This window comes from Gluconacetobacter sacchari, from assembly GCF_014174255.1.
Taxonomy (GTDB): domain Bacteria; phylum Pseudomonadota; class Alphaproteobacteria; order Acetobacterales; family Acetobacteraceae; genus Gluconacetobacter; species Gluconacetobacter sacchari.
In genome coordinates this window covers 144806-161902 of the sequence record NZ_JABEQJ010000003.1, presented here as the reverse complement: position 1 = coordinate 161902, position 17097 = coordinate 144806, and the positions used below count along the sequence as shown (strand labels likewise).

At 65.5% G+C, this 17097-nt stretch carries 14 protein-coding genes; 5 read left to right on the top strand and 9 right to left on the bottom strand.

Annotation, left to right across the window (positions count from 1 at the left end; translation table 11 throughout):
* Positions 1-137: 137 nt before the first annotated feature.
* From HLH48_RS03840 to HLH48_RS03830, 3 genes are read left to right on the top strand one after another with little or no spacing between them, the layout of a single operon-like run.
* A complete protein-coding gene (locus HLH48_RS03840; protein WP_182996176.1) occupies positions 138-1226 on the top strand; it encodes an ABC transporter substrate-binding protein in 1089 nt (362 codons plus the stop codon).
* The gene (locus HLH48_RS03835) at positions 1223-2161 is read left to right on the top strand and encodes an ABC transporter permease (protein ID WP_182996175.1); all 939 of its coding nucleotides are present in this window, start codon (positions 1223-1225) and stop codon (positions 2159-2161) included. The genes HLH48_RS03840 and HLH48_RS03835 overlap by 4 nt, the downstream gene beginning before the upstream one ends.
* Positions 2134-2916 (top strand): ABC transporter ATP-binding protein, encoded by a 783-nt coding sequence (locus tag HLH48_RS03830; protein WP_408871445.1) that lies wholly within the window; start codon positions 2134-2136, stop codon positions 2914-2916. Before HLH48_RS03835 ends, HLH48_RS03830 begins: the two co-directional genes overlap by 28 nt.
* Before the next feature lie 34 nt (positions 2917-2950).
* On the opposite strand, the gene HLH48_RS03825 is transcribed toward HLH48_RS03830, so the two are convergent.
* Complete coding sequence (locus HLH48_RS03825) at positions 2951-4552, bottom strand: B12-binding domain-containing radical SAM protein (RefSeq protein WP_182996270.1); 1602 nt, start codon at positions 4550-4552, stop codon at positions 2951-2953.
* A 699-nt stretch (positions 4553-5251) separates the two neighbouring features.
* On the opposite strand from HLH48_RS03825, the gene aqpZ reads away from it, so the two are divergent.
* Complete coding sequence (gene aqpZ / locus HLH48_RS03820) at positions 5252-5944, top strand: aquaporin Z (protein WP_182996173.1); 693 nt, start codon at positions 5252-5254, stop codon at positions 5942-5944.
* 85 nt (positions 5945-6029) lie between these two features.
* Here aqpZ and HLH48_RS03815 read toward each other — a convergent pair whose 3' ends face one another.
* The 6 genes from HLH48_RS03815 to HLH48_RS03790 all read right to left on the bottom strand — a co-directional run bounded on the left by HLH48_RS03815 (position 6030) and on the right by HLH48_RS03790 (position 11376).
* The gene (locus HLH48_RS03815; protein WP_182996172.1) at positions 6030-6836 is read right to left on the bottom strand and encodes an alpha/beta fold hydrolase; all 807 of its coding nucleotides are present in this window, start codon (positions 6834-6836) and stop codon (positions 6030-6032) included.
* Positions 6837-6916: 80 nt separating this feature from the next.
* Positions 6917-7618, bottom strand: coding sequence for a maleate cis-trans isomerase family protein (locus tag HLH48_RS03810; RefSeq protein ID WP_182996269.1), 702 nt, complete (start codon positions 7616-7618; stop codon positions 6917-6919).
* A gap of 71 nt (positions 7619-7689) precedes the next feature.
* A complete protein-coding gene (locus HLH48_RS03805) occupies positions 7690-8265 on the bottom strand; it encodes an isochorismatase family protein (RefSeq protein ID WP_220794993.1) in 576 nt (191 codons plus the stop codon).
* Between the two features lie 63 nt (positions 8266-8328).
* The gene (locus HLH48_RS03800; RefSeq protein WP_182996170.1) at positions 8329-9363 is read right to left on the bottom strand and encodes a 2,5-dihydroxypyridine 5,6-dioxygenase; all 1035 of its coding nucleotides are present in this window, start codon (positions 9361-9363) and stop codon (positions 8329-8331) included.
* Positions 9360-10700, bottom strand: coding sequence for a solute carrier family 23 protein (locus HLH48_RS03795; RefSeq protein WP_246386812.1), 1341 nt, complete (start codon positions 10698-10700; stop codon positions 9360-9362). The genes HLH48_RS03800 and HLH48_RS03795 overlap by 4 nt, the downstream gene beginning before the upstream one ends.
* 7 nt (positions 10701-10707) lie before the next feature.
* Positions 10708-11376: a TetR/AcrR family transcriptional regulator gene (locus HLH48_RS03790; RefSeq protein WP_182996169.1), complete on the bottom strand. Its 669-nt coding sequence runs from the start codon at positions 11374-11376 to the stop codon at positions 10708-10710.
* A gap of 554 nt (positions 11377-11930) precedes the next feature.
* Between HLH48_RS03790 and HLH48_RS03785 the strand changes: the two genes are divergently transcribed.
* Positions 11931-14438 carry a TonB-dependent receptor gene (locus HLH48_RS03785; RefSeq protein ID WP_246386809.1) on the top strand — a complete coding sequence of 836 codons (2508 nt, stop codon included), beginning with the start codon at positions 11931-11933 and terminating at the stop codon, positions 14436-14438.
* Between the two features lie 88 nt (positions 14439-14526).
* Here the strand turns inward: HLH48_RS03785 and HLH48_RS03780 are convergent, their stop codons facing one another.
* Positions 14527-14694, bottom strand: coding sequence for a hypothetical protein (locus HLH48_RS03780; protein WP_182996168.1), 168 nt, complete (start codon positions 14692-14694; stop codon positions 14527-14529).
* Positions 14695-14699: 5 nt separating this feature from the next.
* Positions 14700-17018, bottom strand: a complete 2319-nt coding sequence (locus HLH48_RS03775) for a TonB-dependent siderophore receptor (RefSeq protein ID WP_246386806.1) — start codon at positions 17016-17018, stop codon at positions 14700-14702.
* Positions 17019-17097 lie beyond the last annotated feature (79 nt).

The window sequence follows — 17097 nt, the reverse complement described above, 5'->3', positions numbered from 1 at the left end:
CCCACACGCAATTCACGCACAAAGAAGCGTGGTTTATCCATTTTTGCGCTTGCACTCTCTCCGATCGTGTTACAAGGATATCCAACAACGATTTCCTATCGTTAATACAAGATCCCGTCGGAGCGCCGAGTCCCGCCATGTCCCACCCCCTCGCGGCCCTGCCGCGACACAGAACCGCCCGGGACATCCCCGTCGACCCGACCCGCCGCGCACTGCTGGGCGCCACCCTGGCCGGCGCCGCGTCGCTCGCCCTGGCACCCGCCGCACTGGCCGATGACGCCGCCCACTGCCACGCCGCCGGCACGGCGGCCGTCCCTCCGGTCCCCGGCCCGGCCCGCAAGCTGACCATCGCGTGGAACCAGAATTCCACCTGCACCGCCGCGATCCCGGTCGCGAAGGAAAAGGGGTTCTTCGCGCGCTATGATCTCGACGTCGATTACGTCAATTTCGCCGGCGCCACCGACCAGTTGCTGGAGGCATTGGCCACCGGCAAGGCCGACGGCGCCCCCGGCATGGCGCTGCGCTGGCTCAAGCCGCTCCAGCAGGGGTTCGACGTCAAGCTGGTCGCCGGCCTGCACGCGGGCTGCATGCATCTTCTGGCTCCCAGGGGCGGCCCGACGACGCTGGACGCCCTGCATGGCAAGACCATCGGCGTGACCGATATCGGCGGCCCGGACAAGAATTTCTTCTCCATCCGCCTGAAGGAAGCGGGTATCGACCCGGAATCCGACATGCAATGGCGGCAATATCCGGCCGACCTGCTGCCGCTGGCCCTGCAACGGGGCGAGGTCCAGGCCATCAGCGGCAGCGATCCCGTCTCCTACCTCCACAAGCGCCAGTTCGACCTCGTCGAGATCGACAGCAACATGAACGGCAGTTGGGCACAGACCGCCTGCTGCGTCATCGGCCTGCGCGGCAGCCTGATCCGCAACGAGCCCGCGGTCGCGGCGGCGGTCACGCGCGCGATCCTCGACGCCGGCGCCTGGGTGGCCTGCAACCCGGACGAGGCCGGGCGCATCTTCAAACCCTTCGCCGCCCGCGCCAGCGCCGAGGACATCGCGGCCATGCTGCGCCTCCAGGGCCATCATCACCAGGTGCTCGGCCCGCCGCTGCATGACGAGGTCGTGCGCTACGCCGACGCGCTGAAGCAGATCGGCGTCTTCCGCCCCTCGCTCGATCCCGCGCGCTACGCCGACAAGGTGACGCAGGACCTGTTCGCCACATGACGGCACCGGACGCGACCGGCCGCCGTCTGCTGCCCTGGGCGGCCGGGCCGGCCTGGTTCCTGGCGGCGCTGGTCACCTGGCGCTGGCCCGACGCGGACGATTTCCCGGCCACCAACCCGCTCGCGGCGCTGTTCCTGGCCGTCGGGCTGGCGCTGCTGGCCGCCGCCGCGCTGCGCCGCCTCTCGGCGCGCGCGCCCTGGGCCATCGCGCTCGGCCTGGGCTTCACGGCATGGGAAATCGCGCAGGCCAAGCTGCTCTGGCTGCCCCGCCCGTTCTTCGGCACCCCGCAGGACCTGCTGGACGTCTTCCTGACCGACTGGAAGAAGCTGGGCGACAGCCTGCTGCACTCGCTCGGCCTGCTGGCGGTGGGCTACGGCATCGGCGCGGGGTTGGGCGTGGCCATCGGCGTCGGGCTGGGGCGCTCGCCGCACTTCCGCTACTGGGTCCGGCCGCTGATCCGCCTGGTCGGCCCGCTGCCCCCCGTCGCGCTGCTGCCGCTGGCCTTCGTGCTCGTCCCCTCCGGTCGGCTGGCCAGCGAGGCCCTGCTGGCACTGGCGGCGGGCTTCCCCACCACCATCCTCACCTGGTCCGGCGTCGCCGCCGTCGATCCGGCCTTTTACGACGTCGCCCGCACCATGGGCGCGCGCACCCGCTTCCTGGTGCTGCGCGTCGCCCTGCCCGCCGCGATGCCGCAGATCTTCGTCGGCCTGTTCATGGGGCTGGGCGTCTCCTTCGCCACCCTGGTGGTGGCCGAGATGCTGGGCGTGAAATCCGGCCTCGGCTTCTACATGCAATGGGCCCAGGGCTGGGCGGCCTATCCCAACATGTATGCGGCGCTGCTGGTGATGTCGCTGATGTGTACCGGGCTGGTGACCTTGCTGTTCAAGATCCGCGACCGCGTCCTCGCATGGCAGAAGGACGGGCTGAAATGGTGACCCACCGCCCGCTGGGGCTCGCACTCGACCATATCGACCACGGCTACACGATCGGCGGCACGTTCACCCCGGTCCTCGACGACATCAGCCTGACCATCGCGCCGGGCGAATTCGTCGCCCTGCTCGGCCCCTCGGGCTGCGGCAAATCCACCCTGCTGCGCCTGGTCGCGGGGCTGGAGCCCCCACGCGCGGGCACGATCCGCGCCGAGGGCGCGCCGATCACCGGCCCGGGCCCCGACCGGATCGTGATGTTCCAGGACCCGACCCTCTATCCGTGGCGGACGGTGCGCGGCAACGTGGCGCTGGGCCACGACATCGCCGGCCGCAAGGACCCGGAATCGGTCGATGCCGCGATCGAACTGGTGGGGCTGAAAGGCTTCGAGCGCGCCTGGCCGCACCAGCTCTCCGGCGGCATGGCCCAGCGCGCCGCCCTGGCCCGCGCCCTGGTCAACGACCCGCGCGTGCTGATCCTGGACGAACCGCTGGGCAAGCTGGACAGCCTGACGCGGCTGACGATGCAGACCGAACTGCACCGCCTGTGGCGCGATCGCGGCTTCACCGCCCTCATGGTCACCCACGATGTCGAGGAAGCCCTGCTGCTGGCCACCAGGGTCGTCGTCTTCAGCCCCCGCCCCGCCCGCATCATCGGCGACCTGACGATCGACCTCCCGCCGCACCGCCACCGCGACGACCCGCGCCTGCTGCACCTGCGAAAGGACATCCTGGTCCAGCTCGGCCACAGCGCGGACTGGTAGGCATCCGTCCGCGACCCGAACGGCGGCGCGCCGGTCAGGCCGGCACCAGCACCGCCTCGGCCGGCAGCACCGGCGGCGGGGCCCGCCACCGCCCCAGATCGACAGCCTCGATCTCCCGGTCGATCTCGCCGACGACCCGGCGCGCGAACGGGCCAAGATGCAGATAAAGCGCGCTGGTCATGACCGCATAGGGCAATGCTTTCGGATTATGCAGGGCACAATCCAGCATCATGCGCCAGAATTGCCCGGCCGTTCCCGGCCCGGCCCGACGAATACGCAGCAGCAGCCGCAGGAAACTGCGCAGATCCCCGCGCACCATCCGATGGCCCCGGCTGCGCCTGAGCATCCGGCTCATCCGGCGGACCCGGCCGAAATACGCGACCGGCGCATAGATCGCCTCAAGCACCGTCCGATAATCGTGCAACACGTCGCGACGCGGCCGCTTCGTCTCGAAATTCAATCCGGCGGTGCATTGATCCCCCGATTGCGTCTGCTCCCCACCGGAAAAGAGACGCCCCTCGGCCAGCAGGCGCCGCGTCAATTGCGTGGTCGGCAGGGCATAAAGCAGGCCGACCATGCAGACCGGGATCGCCGTATCCTCGATACACGCGATCATCCCGGGGGCAATGCTGCCTTTTTCGCTATCGAACCCGACGATAAAGCCGGCATTCACGAAAATCCCGGCCCCATGGATCCTGGCGATGCTCTCCTGCAGGCTGCGCCGGGTATTCTGCTTCTTCTGCATCAGAACCAGCGAGTCGGTATCCGGACTCTCGATTCCGACGAACACCGCGAAGAAATTCGTCTCCGCCAGGCTACGCAGCAGCTCGGCATCGTCGGCGAGGTTGATCGACGCCTCGGTTGAAAATTCGAACGGGAAATCCCGCTCGCTCTGCCAGCGCATCAGGTCGGGCAGAAATTTCTTCAGCGCCTTTTTATTGCCGATCAGATTGTCATCGACGAAATCCACATGCCCGCGATAGCCGAGCGCATGCAGCGCATCCAGTTCGGCCAGCACCTGCTCATTCGTCTTGGTGCGCGGCACCCGGCCATACAGCTCGATGATGTCGCAGAACGCGCAACTGAACGGACACCCGCGCGAGAACTGCACCCCGACATGCAGATAATGGTCCAGGTTCAAAAGATCGAAGCGCGGCAGCGGGCTCTTTGTAACGTCGGTCTTTCCCATCGGCGCCTCGAAGACGCCCTCCGTGGCCCCGCCGCGCCAGGACGCGACGAAATCGTCCATGATTTCCTCGGCCTCCCCGAGAACCTGGAAATGCGCCGCGCCGTAGAGAGACGGGCTGGACGTGACATCGGGGCCGCCGACCACCACCGGCTTGCCGCGCGCCCGGCACATATCGATAAGATGCAGGGCATCATTTCTCTGCGGCAACATTCCGCCGGTCATCACCAGATCGGCCCACGCCACATCGGCGTCGGACAGGATTTCGGTGTTTCGATTGACCAGCCTGACCTCCCAGCTTTTCGGAAGGAGGGCCGCGACGGTAATCAGCCCGAGCGGCGCCGCCGGATAGCGCGCGCCGGCCAGATCGCATGTTTCCTGGTAATTCCAGAACGAACTCGCATTGAACCGCGGAAAGACCATCAGAACCTTGCAGTTGTCGGTCATCATGCCCCGCCCCCGCGCCGCGCTGTCCGGCTGGCGGCGGCACGCAGGCGGACGGGCCGATCCACCCCTGGTGAAACGGCGATATTCCGGCGAACGGGTATCATATGGAACTTTCATATGGGTGACCGGACCGGTTCTACACGGATACCTTCGCAATAGCGATAGACGACCGCACCCGGCGCACCCGGCCGGCTGTCATGGGCGATGCCGACCGGCCCCGCGAAATCCAGCGTCCTGCGCAACATGACGCGCCGGTCTCGATCGCTGAAGCTCAGTGCGCCGCTGGGTCGACGCGGCGCCCTCGCCGACCGGTGCCGTTTCGGAATCGATGATGGCGACGGACGATCGTACACCCCGCCGTGCGGGCGGCCCCGACCGTCTCCTGCATGATGCGCGAACAGGGCGAGAAGGCGATCGGGATCACGCCATCCCGCGCCCGGAACGCACCGAAATCGACATCGGCAGGGCCAGCCTGACGATGTCGGTCGGCTTTCTGTCGGTCACGAAACGATCGTATCGTTACGATATCTCATCCGCAACATATGTTTTGACCCGCGATCCGGGGCGGATGACGGCGATATACCGACGATTTCACACTCTTTCGCCGCCCGATCCGGCGATAGTTTCCGCCGCGACACCGGGTCGCCCGCGCGGCGGGGCTGCGCGGCGGCCGAAGGACGCTCGAAAGAGGACGCTCGAAAAATGATAAAAAAACTCGGCGCCGAATTCTTCGGCACATTCTGGCTCGTCTTCGGCGGCTGCGGCGCCGCCGTCCTCGACGCGGCCTTTCCCCAGTTGGGGATCGGCTTCGCGGGCGTGGCCCTCGCCTTCGGCCTGACCGTCCTCACCATGGCCTACGCGGTGGGCGGCATCTCCGGCGGCCATTTCAACCCGGCGGTCTCACTGGGCGCCGCCGCCGCCGGCCGGCTGCCCTGGAACGCGCTGGTGCCCTACTGGGCCGCCCAGGTGCTGGGCGGATTGCTGGCGGCCAGCCTGCTGCACCTCATCGCCTCCGGCAGGCCGGACTTCGTGGCGGGCGGCTTCGCCTCCAACGGCTACGGCGCCCTGTCCCCGGGCCATTACGGGCTTCTCTCCGCCGCGCTGATCGAAACGACCCTGACGGCGGGCTTCCTGGTGGTCATCCTGGGCGCCACCTCCCGCACCGCCCCCCCGGGCTTCGGCCCGCTGGCCATCGGGCTGGCGCTGACCCTGATCCATCTGGTCGCGCTTCCGGTCACGAACACGTCGGTCAATCCCGCCCGCTCCACGGCGGTCGCCTTCTTCGCGCAGACGGCCGCCCTCAGCCAGCTCTGGCTGTTCTGGACCGCCCCGCTCGTCGGCGCCCTGCTCGGCGCCGTCATCTGGACCTCCCTGATCGCGACGCCGGACTCCTAACCGGGCCGGCACCGGCCATAATCCCGGGCCCCTGGATGGCCGCGATCCGCTCGCGCGCCTCCAGGGGCTTCAATGTCGGCCACGCTCACGGCGCGGCCAGAAACCCCTCCACCGCCGTGCAGAACCCGTCCAAATTGTCCCACGGGATCATATGCCCCGCATCGGGCACATGGGCCAGACGGACCGTCGGCAGCAAGGTCCGGATCTCCGCCTCGTCCTCGGGCAGGATCACGCCGCCGCGGGTCGCGATCATCAGCAGCACCGGCGGCGTCAGATGCGGCAGGTCCTGGTGGATGTCCTCGGTGTGGAATTTCTCGAACGTCACGCGCGTCGCCAGTTCGTCACAGGTATGCAGCCATTCGGCGCGCAGACGCAGTTGCTCCTCGGTCCAGGTGGGGCAGAACCGACGCATCGCATCGGCATCCATGCCCCGGCGCGCGGCACGGATCGAGTCGACATACCAGTCGAGCTTCGCCGGATACGCCCGCCGCCCCGGCCCGCTGACCGGGGGATCGACCAGCACCAGCGACGCGATGGCCGCCGCCCCGCGCCGCGCCAGCCGAATGGCGATCCGCGCGCCCATCGAATGGCCCAGCACCACGCAGCCATCCAGGCCCAGCGCGTCGATCAGCCCGCGCACATCGTCGGCATAGCTGTCCAGGTCGTATCCAAGGTCCGGCCCGGTCTCCGACAGGCCGCGCCCGCGCACATCCAGCACATGCACGTCATGCGTCGCCGCCAGCCGTTCCGCGACGAATCCCCAGGTAACGGCGGGGCTGGTAATACCCGGCACCAGCACCAGCGGCGCCCCCTGCCCGCCATAACGCAGGTAATGCTGGCGGATTCCGTTGGCACGCACCTGCGCGCCATAGAGGAAGCGACTGCCGGTCATCACAGGCTTTCCTTATTCCATCGACGAAAATGACAAGGCTCCGCCTTTTCCAAAGCGAAAGGACAGAAACCCGAAAAAACTCAGTACGCCCCCGACAGCAGCGCCCCGCCCCCGGGTGCGATGCGTTCCAGCCCCAGCGCGCGCAGCATGGCATGGGTGGTGGCGATCGCCGCCGACAGCACCGGCTTGCCGGTCATGGCCTCGACCGTCGCCACCACGGGCAGCGACGGCATCTGCACGCACGCCGACAGCACGATCGCATCGGCATTCTTGTAGGTCAGGCCGGCGACGATCCCCGGCAGGCGCCGCGGATCATGCGCCGCCACGTCCAGATTGTCCGGAATTTCCAGCGCCACATGATCGATCACCTCGTACCCCTCGCTGGCCAGATAGTCGATCACCAGCCGCGTCAGCGGCTTCATGTACGGGGCGACGACCACGATCCGGCGCGCGCCCAGCGTCGCCAGCCCGTCGACCAGCGCCCCGGCACTGGTCACCACCGGCGCCGGGGCACCGTTTTCCACCGTGCGGCCATGCAGCCGCGCCTCCGACACGCGGTGATACCCCACGCCCATCGACATGGTCGCCACCAGACAGGCATAGCCCAGCACATCGACGCGCGCGTCGCTGAGTTCCAGCGCGCAGCGGTCGGACTGCGCGTCCATCGCCGACAATTCGTCCTTGCTGACCGTCTTCATCCGCATGCGGCTCGAATGGAACAGAAACCGCTCGGGCCGGATCAGTTGCCGGGCCGCCAGCAGGGCGGGAATTTCGGTTTCCATGGTCACGTTGGAACTCGGGACGATCTGCCCGATCCGGTAAAAGCTCTTGTTCACGCCATAAACTCCGAACGTCACTGATTGGGGATGCGCGAAAGCAGCGTGTCGAGTTCCAGCACGTCGCCGCATTTCTGCGCCATGTCGAACAGGTTGGCCTCATGCGGCCCGATCGCGCGATCGCCCACGCAGTCGGACACCACGATGGGGCGAAAGCCGGCCTGCATGGCGTCCAGCACGCTCGCGCGCACGCAGCCCGAGGTCACGCACCCGGCGACGACCACGGTCTGCACCCCGTGCGCGACATACCAGGCCGCCAGCGGCGTGCCGGAAAAAGCCGACGGCACGGTCTTGCGCACCACATATTCTCCCGGCGCGGGCGCCAGTTCCGGCACGATCGCCGAGGCCGGATTGCCCTCGGTCAGGCCCAGCATCGTCGGCACCTTCAGCGAGAAGATATTCGCATCCGCCCCGTCATCGGCGAAGACGATCCGCGTATGGGCGATCTTCCAGCCCAGCCGCCGCGCGGCGGCCAGCAGCGTCGTCGTGCGCGCGATCGCCTGCGGAATATTGCCGCCGCCGAACGCGGCCGGATCGGCGAACCCGTTGACGAAATCGACGATCAGCAGGCCGACCCGGCCGGCAATCCCCATTTCGTTGCCGAAACCCTGCGCCTTGTAGCGCGCTTCGTCACGTTGCAGGTCGTTGCTCACGGCTCAATCCTCCACCAGCACGCCATCGACCACCACCGCCTCGCCGTCCAGCGTCACCGTGCAGCCGCGCATGGGGATATCGATATGGCAGGCGGTATCACGGGTGCCCCCCGCCTCGTTGTTCGGCCCCGTGGACCACAGGAAATTGCCGGCGCAGGCGCGCGAATCCATCCCGATGCTCGCCTCGCGATCATAGAAACCCATGACCGACCAATGCGCCTTCTTCTGCAACCCCCACCCGATATGCGAGACCGCATACACCTCCGGATCGCCGAAACTGTCCATATAATCCTTCAGATGCCCGGCCTCGTACCCGCCCTCGATCGCGCGGACATAGCCGCGTTCCAGACGCAGCGTGACCGGCGCGGTCACATAGGCCTTCTGCGGCAGCAGGATATCGCCCGGCGCCAGCACGATCGTGCCCTCGGCCGACCCTTCGTTGGACCAGGTGGCCAGGAAGCCGCTGGGCCAATGGTCCCACCGCCCGGGCCGATCCACGAAACCGTATTCCTCCAGCATCGGATAATCCCCGAGCGCGAAAGTCGCATCCGTCCCGGCGGCCGAGGTCACGCGCATGCCGCGCGCGGCCCGCAGCGTGGCCGACGCCGCCAGCACGCGCGCGCGGTCCTCCAGCGTCGGCGTCAGGCGCACGAGGACCTCGGGCGGTTCGACCGCCAGCAGGATGCGGCCGCCCGCCGCCAGGATCTCATGCTGCTCCGCCGAGAACAAAAGCGTCATCAGGTCCAGCACCAGGTCGCTGGCCTTGAGCATTTCCAACGCCGGCCGGTTTCCCGTCAGCGGCGTCGTGCCCACATAGGCCAGCGGATCGCGCGACAGCGACGTGCCGCCATTGACCGGTTGCAGGTCGAGCCGATTGGCGATCGCCCCCTTGTCGCGCACCGCGAGAATGGCGCAGCGCAGCGTCTGCTCGTTCGTGTCCGCCGAAGTCAGCACCGTCACCGCCTGCCCCGGCCGCAGCGCGCACAGGTCCAGAACCTTCCGCCATGATTGAAAGAGTTCGAAATCGCTTACGCTCATGAGGTCACGTCCTTGCCGGCACGCGGGTGCAGGATCTGATGGAGGATGATGGCGGCGAGGCTTGCCGTGACGATCCCGCCCAGCGTGATGCCGCCCAGATGCAGCGTGAAGTTGCCCGCCCCGGCGACCAGCGCGACCCCGACGGGAAACAGGGTGGAGGGCTGGGAGAAATCGACGCGGTGATCGATCCAGATCCGCACCATCGTGGCGGCGATCAGTCCGAACAGACCCAGCGCCAGCCCGCTCAGCACGGCTTCGGGAACGGCATGCAACAGGGCTCCGAACAGCGGGGAAAACCCGAGCAGGATCGCGAACAGCCCGGCAATGGCGAAGACCAGCGTCGAATAGACGCGCGAAATCGCCATGACACCGATATTCTCGACATATGTCGTCACCCCGGTGCCACCCAGGAGGGACGCGAGCATCGTCGCCAACCCGTCGCCAAGAAAGGCCCGCCCCGTAAGGGGCGAGAGCGACGTGCCCGTCATCGCGCCGATCGCCTTGAGATGGCCCAGATTCTCGGCGACGAGCACGATCGCGACCGGCGCGAAGATCATCATGGCCTGCGAGGAAAAGCGCGGCGCCGCGAAATGCGGCACGCCGAACGGCGGCGTGCGGGCGATCCCCGCGAAATCGACCGGCGGCGCCAGCCCCAATCCGTTGGCGACGACGACATAGACCAGGCTCGATGTCACGAGTGCCAGCAGGATCGACAGGCGCCGCGCCAGGGCGCCGCCATAGACGGCGAAGCCGACCATGCACAGCAGCGCGAACAGGCCGCAGGCGGTGCCGGCATCGCCCTGCCCAAGGCCATGCGTGGCGACGGGCGCCAGATTGAGCCCGATCGCCGCCCCGATCGCTCCGGTGACGGAAGGCGGCATCAACCGCTCGATCCATCCATGGCCGACGGCCATCACGATCGCACCGATCAGCGCGTACACGACCCCGGCCGCGAAAACGCCGCCGCACGCCAGCCCGATATCGGGGTTCGGACCATGCCCGACATAGCCCGTGATCGCGACCGTGAGCGCGATGAACGAGAAGCTGGATCCAAGATAGCTCGGCACCCGCCCGCCGGTGACGAGAAAGAACAGCAACGTGCCCAGGCCCGAGCACAGGATCGCGACATTGGGGTCGAACCCCATCAGCAGCGGCCCCAGCACGTTCGACCCCGTCATCGCCAGCAGATGCTGCCCACCCAGGGCCATGCTCTGCCACCAGCCCGGATATTCGTCGGGCGCGACGCTGTACGCATTCGCCGTACGCCGCCACGCCGGAAACCAGCCCCCGGCCGTCATCCCCGCCCGCCCTTCGCCCCGTCCGGCCATATCGTCCATGGCGCGCTCATTTCGTCCGCACGGCGCGCCGGCGCCGCGCCGGCGTCACCGTTGTGGAAAGCACGGGCGGCCACTGGACCGTGGGCGCGCTCATGCCGCTCGATACGAAGATCGTCAGCCGTTCCAGAAGTTCATCCGTATCATCCCCCTGCTCGAACCGATGATCGGAAAGGTCCGACATCCGATCGAGGTCGGCGAGCATGTAAAGATAGGCACCGATCAGGAACATCATGCGCCAGGTGATGTCGCTCAGCGATATTCCAGGCAGGGAACGTTCGAGTTCGCCGATATATTGCTTGGTCGATTCGTCATAGATCTCCCGCCGCAGCGAGAAATACATTTCGTTGAATTCGTTATGAACCTGCGCCTGTATCCGAATGAAGGCGAGTCCGCGCGGTCCGCTTTTCTTCAACTCGCATTGCGGGCTGAGATACGCGCGAACGATCTGGTCGACCGGGATCGGCCCCTTGAAGCGCGCGCGCAGCGCGTCGAGCAGTTCCATCCGCTTGCCGACGATTTCCATCCCCTGCTTGCGGAAGATGGTCCTGAACAGATTTTCCTTGCCACCGAAATAATAGCTGATGAGCGCGGAATTGACCGAGGCCTTGTTGGCGATTTCCCGCACCGAGGTCCCGAAATACCCCGACCGCGCGAAAAGCGATTCCGCGGCGCTCATGATTTCATCCGGGAGTGACTGGTTGTCGAGCGGACGGCCGGGGCTGCGGGCTGCTCGGTTCATACTCAAGATCTCACTCCCACAGGGATCGCCGCCAGGCTGGAAACAGATATTATGGTATCGTTTAATTTCCCCCGTGTCGAGACGGGCCCCGACAGAACCGCCCGCGTTTCCACCGGCGTCATTATCGTTCGAATTCTCCAGCATCCGCCGCGGCGACCCGCCAGCCCCCCCGATCCCGTCCGCCATGCCCGGCGCCCCCTTTCTGCCCGCCAAACCCGTCCCTCCCATCACGAATGCCCGAAGGATAACTCGCGCGCACGCCATACCGCGCAACATGATTCCATATAAACGGCTTTTCTCAATAGCGTCGCCGCCGCCACGCCATCCGCGCACGGATCGTTTTTTCCATGAAAGCATCCCTTGACAAACTCGGCAAACGATTAATTAAATGCGGCATGACGTTACGACTATCGAATGATCTCTCTTCGCAACGTCGAACCGAAGAGACTTAGACGGAATGCGTGGTGAATTCCCGGAGAGAGGAGATTTTCATGAGCGCGAAGACTTGCCGCCATGACAGCACAGCCACCCCCCCGCCTGTTCCCGGAGCAACCGCCGGGACGACGACGCCGCGCCTTTTTTCGACGCTGGCCAGAAGCCCGGTGGCCAAAAGCCCGGTCCGAACGATCGCGCGCCGCGCCCTCATGCTCGGCATCTCCCTCTTCGCCGTGGCGCATGCCCATGGCGCCCGGGCGCAGTCCGCCGCCGGCGTCACCCCGGCGACCAGCGCGCATCCGCACAGGGTCCCGCCCGCCAGATCCGGCGCGGCGAATTCCGGCGTGCGTCCCCGCAGGGCAATGCAGTCCCCCGGGGCCGCCCCAGGGGCCGCCCCCGAGGCCGTCAGCGTGGTCGGCAGCGGTTCGACCCGCCAGATGCAATCCGTGTCCAGCCGCGACCTCCAGTTCATGGTCCCCGGCATGACGCCGCTCAAGGCGGTGGGAAATCTGCCGGGCATCCAGTTCAGCACGTCGGACCCGCTGGGAATCGATCTGTGGTCGCAAAGTTTCTACATGCACGGCTTTACCAGCGACCAGTTGGGTTTCACGGTCGACGGCATTCCCCTCGGCGGCCAGGGCTACGAATCCTATAACGGCGTCCCGGTCAGCCGCGCGATCAGCAACGAGAATATCGGCCGCACCGACGTCTCGCAGGGCGCGGGCAGCCTCGACACGCCGTCCACCAGCAACCTGGGCGGCACCGTGCGCTTCTACGGCAACGACCCGGCGGACAGGATGGGCGGCACCGTCTCGCAGACCTTCGGCAGCTACAGCGCCTTCCGGACGTTCGCGCGCTTCGACAGCGGGACACTGAACCCGAGCGGGACGAAATTCTACGTCTCGTACGACCGCAAGGACGAAAAGAAATGGCTGGGCGGCGATTCGCAGTTCCAGCAGATGGTGAATGCGAAGATCGTCCAGCCGATCGGCGAGCGCACGACATTCAAGACCTATTTCGACTGGTCGCAGGAGGCCGCGGCATCCTATATCGACAACAGCCTGGAAGAGATCCGCACGGTCGGTTACGGGATCGATTACTATTATCCGAATTACGGCGCGGCCCTGAATGCCGCCAACGGCATTTATCTGCCCCAGTACCAGGGCCTGTCCGACCCGAAGGACGCAGCCTATTACCGTGGCATCGAGACCAGCAGCTATTATGTCGGCGGCATGAGCCTGGACAGCCAGTTGACGGACGATCTGGAATCCAAGACCACCTTCTACGGGGTCGGCAAACGCTACGATGCCTGGTGGACCAGCCCCTATGTCGCCTCGCCGAGCGGCGCCCCGCTTTCAGCGCAGGACCAGGCGATGAGCACCCGCCGCCTCGGATTTCAGACCGACCTGACCTATCATTTCCGGAACCACACGTTCAACGGCGGGTTCTGGTACGAGAACATGGTCTACAATCCGGCGATGGAATATTATAACGAGCCCAACAGCGCCGACGCGACCCCCTATGACGAAGTCGCGCATCGCGGCACGCCGTTCCTGACGCACTGGGCCTATGGCTTCAACACGAACACCTATGTCTTCCACCTGCAGGATACCTACAGGGTCCTGCCGCACCTGACCCTGCATGCCGGCTTCCGCACCATGGTGGTCGATGCGGGCAACCGGGTTCTGTACAACGATCCCGCCTATACGGGCACGACCAACCCGCCCAGCGGCTCGCTCGATGCCACCGCCGCCGCCCTGCCGCAGTTCAGCGGAAACTGGCGCTTCGCCCCGCATAACGAATTTTATTTCGATATTTCCAAGAACATGCAGGCCTATCCGCAAAGCGGCTTCGGCACGGCCTCCCCCTGGGGCGCGGCAACCACCCAGGATTTCAGGACCCTGCAAAAGACGCTCGCTCCGGAAACCGACTGGGTCTATGAAATCGGCTACCGGCTGAATACGCCGATGGTCAAGGGACTGATCAACCTCTACCATGTCGATTTCTCCAACCGGCAGCAATCGATTTCCGTGGGCCCGCTGGCCGAGGCACGCTCCCTGTTCGAAAATGTCGGTTCGGTCGCCATGAACGGCGTCGATGCCAGCGTCACCCTCACGCCGGTCCGTCACCTGTCGATCTATAACAGCATCAGCTACAACAGCTCGAAATTCGAGAACAACCTGACATCGGGCGGCGTCTTCTACCATCTCAAGGGCAAGCAGGAACCCAACTACGCCAAGCTGATGTACAAGAACTCCATCAACTATCTCGTCTCCGGCTTCAACCTCCACTTCGACACGCTCTACATGGGCAAGCGGTATCTCAGCTACGTCAACGACACCCGCGTCCCCTCCTACTGGCTGGAGAATCTCGGCGTCAGCTACGAATTCCGCAATGCCGGCGTGGCGAAGACCCTGAAAGTCGATTTCTCGATCAACAACGTCACCGACGAGCGATATATCACCAACATGGGCAGCGGCGGCAATCCCCTGTCTGGGGATTACAACACCCTCCAGGTCGGCGCCCCCCGGTCGTTCTACGGAACGGTCAGCGCCCACTTCTGACGCATGCGCCATAAAGGGGCTCGGCCCCGGGAACCGGGCCGTTCCGGCACCCGGGCATGACGCGGATCCACGTCACCGAGAGGCCCCGTCACGGACGGCGGGGCCGCATAATGTCGCGCGCATCGTCGTCACGGATCAGGAGGGCCGCCACGATCCCGTAGTGTCCGGTCGCCGCCGCGAAGAGGCGGTTACCGAACAGTCCGAGATCGAGGAACGGACTGTCGGCATGACGCGCCACAAGGACCAATGCCGCCATTGCGCTCAGAACACGCCCTGCACTGTCGCCATGACGTTCCGAGGCTCCCCATAATAATTGTAATAGTAAATATTCCCGAGACGCTGATAATAGCGTGTATTTGAAATGTTGTTCATATTGAACGAAACGTTCAGCGCGGGGTCGAACTGGTACCCGACCTGCGCATTGGCCACGACATAGGCTCCCTGCCTGACCGTCCGCGTCGTGCCGAACGTGCTGCCCTGCGCCGTCAGGCCGCCTCCCACACTCCACACATTCCTGGTCTGCTCCGGCGCGGCAAACCGGTAGCGGCTCCAGAGTTTGAACAGATGCCGGGGTGAATTGGGTGCATAGGCCCGTCCCTCCAGCGCCGCGTTGCTGTCCTTCAGAATGACATTGTCATTGAACGTATAGCTGGCATTGATGTCCCAGCCGGGCAGGATACGCCCGATCGCTTCCACCTCCGCGCCCTGGCTTCGCACCTTGCCGGCCGCGCGATAACAGTCGCTCGTTCCGGTCCGTCCACAAACGGGTCCCAGGTCGCCGTCGACCATGGCCTTGTTCCGTTCGACGACCCGATAGCCGGCCAGCGTGACGTTCAGAGCGTGATCGAAGAAGTCTCCCTTCAGCCCTCCTTCCACCTGCTGCCCCAGGTCCGGCTTCAGGCGGCCGGCCGGCGTGTAGCCGGATTGCGGTGTAAAGCTATCCGTAAAACTCACATAAGCCGCGATATCGGGCACGATATTCCACACCAGGGCCAGGTAGGGGGTCGGCACCGCATTGTTTTTCAGACTGACGACATACGGCGCATTTGTGGAAACATTCCTGTATTTATATTCGTAAAAACTGATCCGCCCTCCCATGAGCAGATGCAGGGACGTCAGCAGTTCGATCCGCAGCGACCCATACACGCCTTTCTGCCGCGTCGGCTCCCGATACATCGTGGTGATATCGGGCTCGATGGCGCTCGAAATACCCGGCGAAAAGATATCCAGTCCCGCCAGCCCCCTGTTCACACGGGAGTTCTGCGTCGCGCCCCCGTCCGTCATCACGTCCGAATCATAATTTCCCCCGATCACCAGATCATGCCTGCGATGAAACGCATGGATGGGGCCGGTGAAATACAGGTCCGCTCCGTCGTACCGGTCCTGAATCAGGGAATGGGCGACGACGAAATTGGCCGTTTTGCGCGTCGTGACCGCACTGTTGACATAGGTGTAGTGCATGCGCGTGTCCGTTACACGATGCCGGCCGGTCAGGCGCGCACGCCACCCCCCGCCGAACCGATGCTCAAGTTCGCCGCCCAGCTCATACATGGGAGACGCCGTATGCCCCCAGTCCGCGCCGACGAAACTGTCCCGGCCCGGATGCAGGTCGCTTCCATCGGCGGCCCGGGGCAAGCCCATGAAGCGTGTGGTATCGTTCTTCTGCCCCGTCGCGCTCATCGAAAGCGTCGTATGGTCGGTCAGGTGGATATCGATATCGGCATAGGCTGTCCAACGTCGGTCATAGGCGTCGCGATAGAAGAAATCGCGGTCCGTTCCCGCAAGGACGAGCCTCCCTGTCACACGCCTCGACGCCGTCAGCGGCCCGGTAACGTCGGCATCCGCATGAAAATGATCCCACGAGCCGCCGCTGAACGACCCCTGCGCCCTGAAGTGATCCAGGGGGCGTTTCCGGACGAAATTGACGCTCCCCCCAGGCGGGGCGGAGCCCTGGAAAGTGCCGTTGGGTCCACGCAGCACTTCAAGCCGGTCATAAATGGCGAGATCGAACTGCTGGGCCATCTGTAGCCCGCCGGTCGACGGCACCCCGTCGAACTGGGGCGTCAGCGCATACCCGCGCGCCGTCATGCCGGCCGTGCCGTCGCCATAGAAATTGACATTCACACCCGGCACCTGCTTGAGCGCATCATCCACCGTGTTGAGGTTCTGGTCACGCATCTGCTGCCTGCCGAGCACGGAAACGGATTGCGGGATCTCATTCGGGCGCATGAGCATTTTACCCATGGAAACGGCCTTGACGACATAGCTGCCGGTGCCGTCGGTCGTCGCGTTCCGCCTCCCCTCTCCCCAGACGACCAGGCTTTCCACGCTCCCGGGCATATCGCCTTCAGGCGAGTCCTTCCGCTCCTGATGGCGGGTCTTTCCGCCGTCACGGTCATGACGATGGTCGGACGGATGGTGCCGCGCGGATTTCGGTTCCGCCGCGCCGTCCGCCTCGGCCGCCGGGGCGGGCGCGGCGGGCAGCGCCGCACCCACGCTCCACAGCACGACACTGGAGCGATACAGTATCCGTCTTGCTCCACCAGAAGGTCCCAGCCTCCACGCTCGCCCGTTCGTCATCGCATCCATGCTTCTGATTATGTAAATGATAATCATTCGCATATCACGCCAGCGTGACGTTAGGAAGGGGCGATGCGGC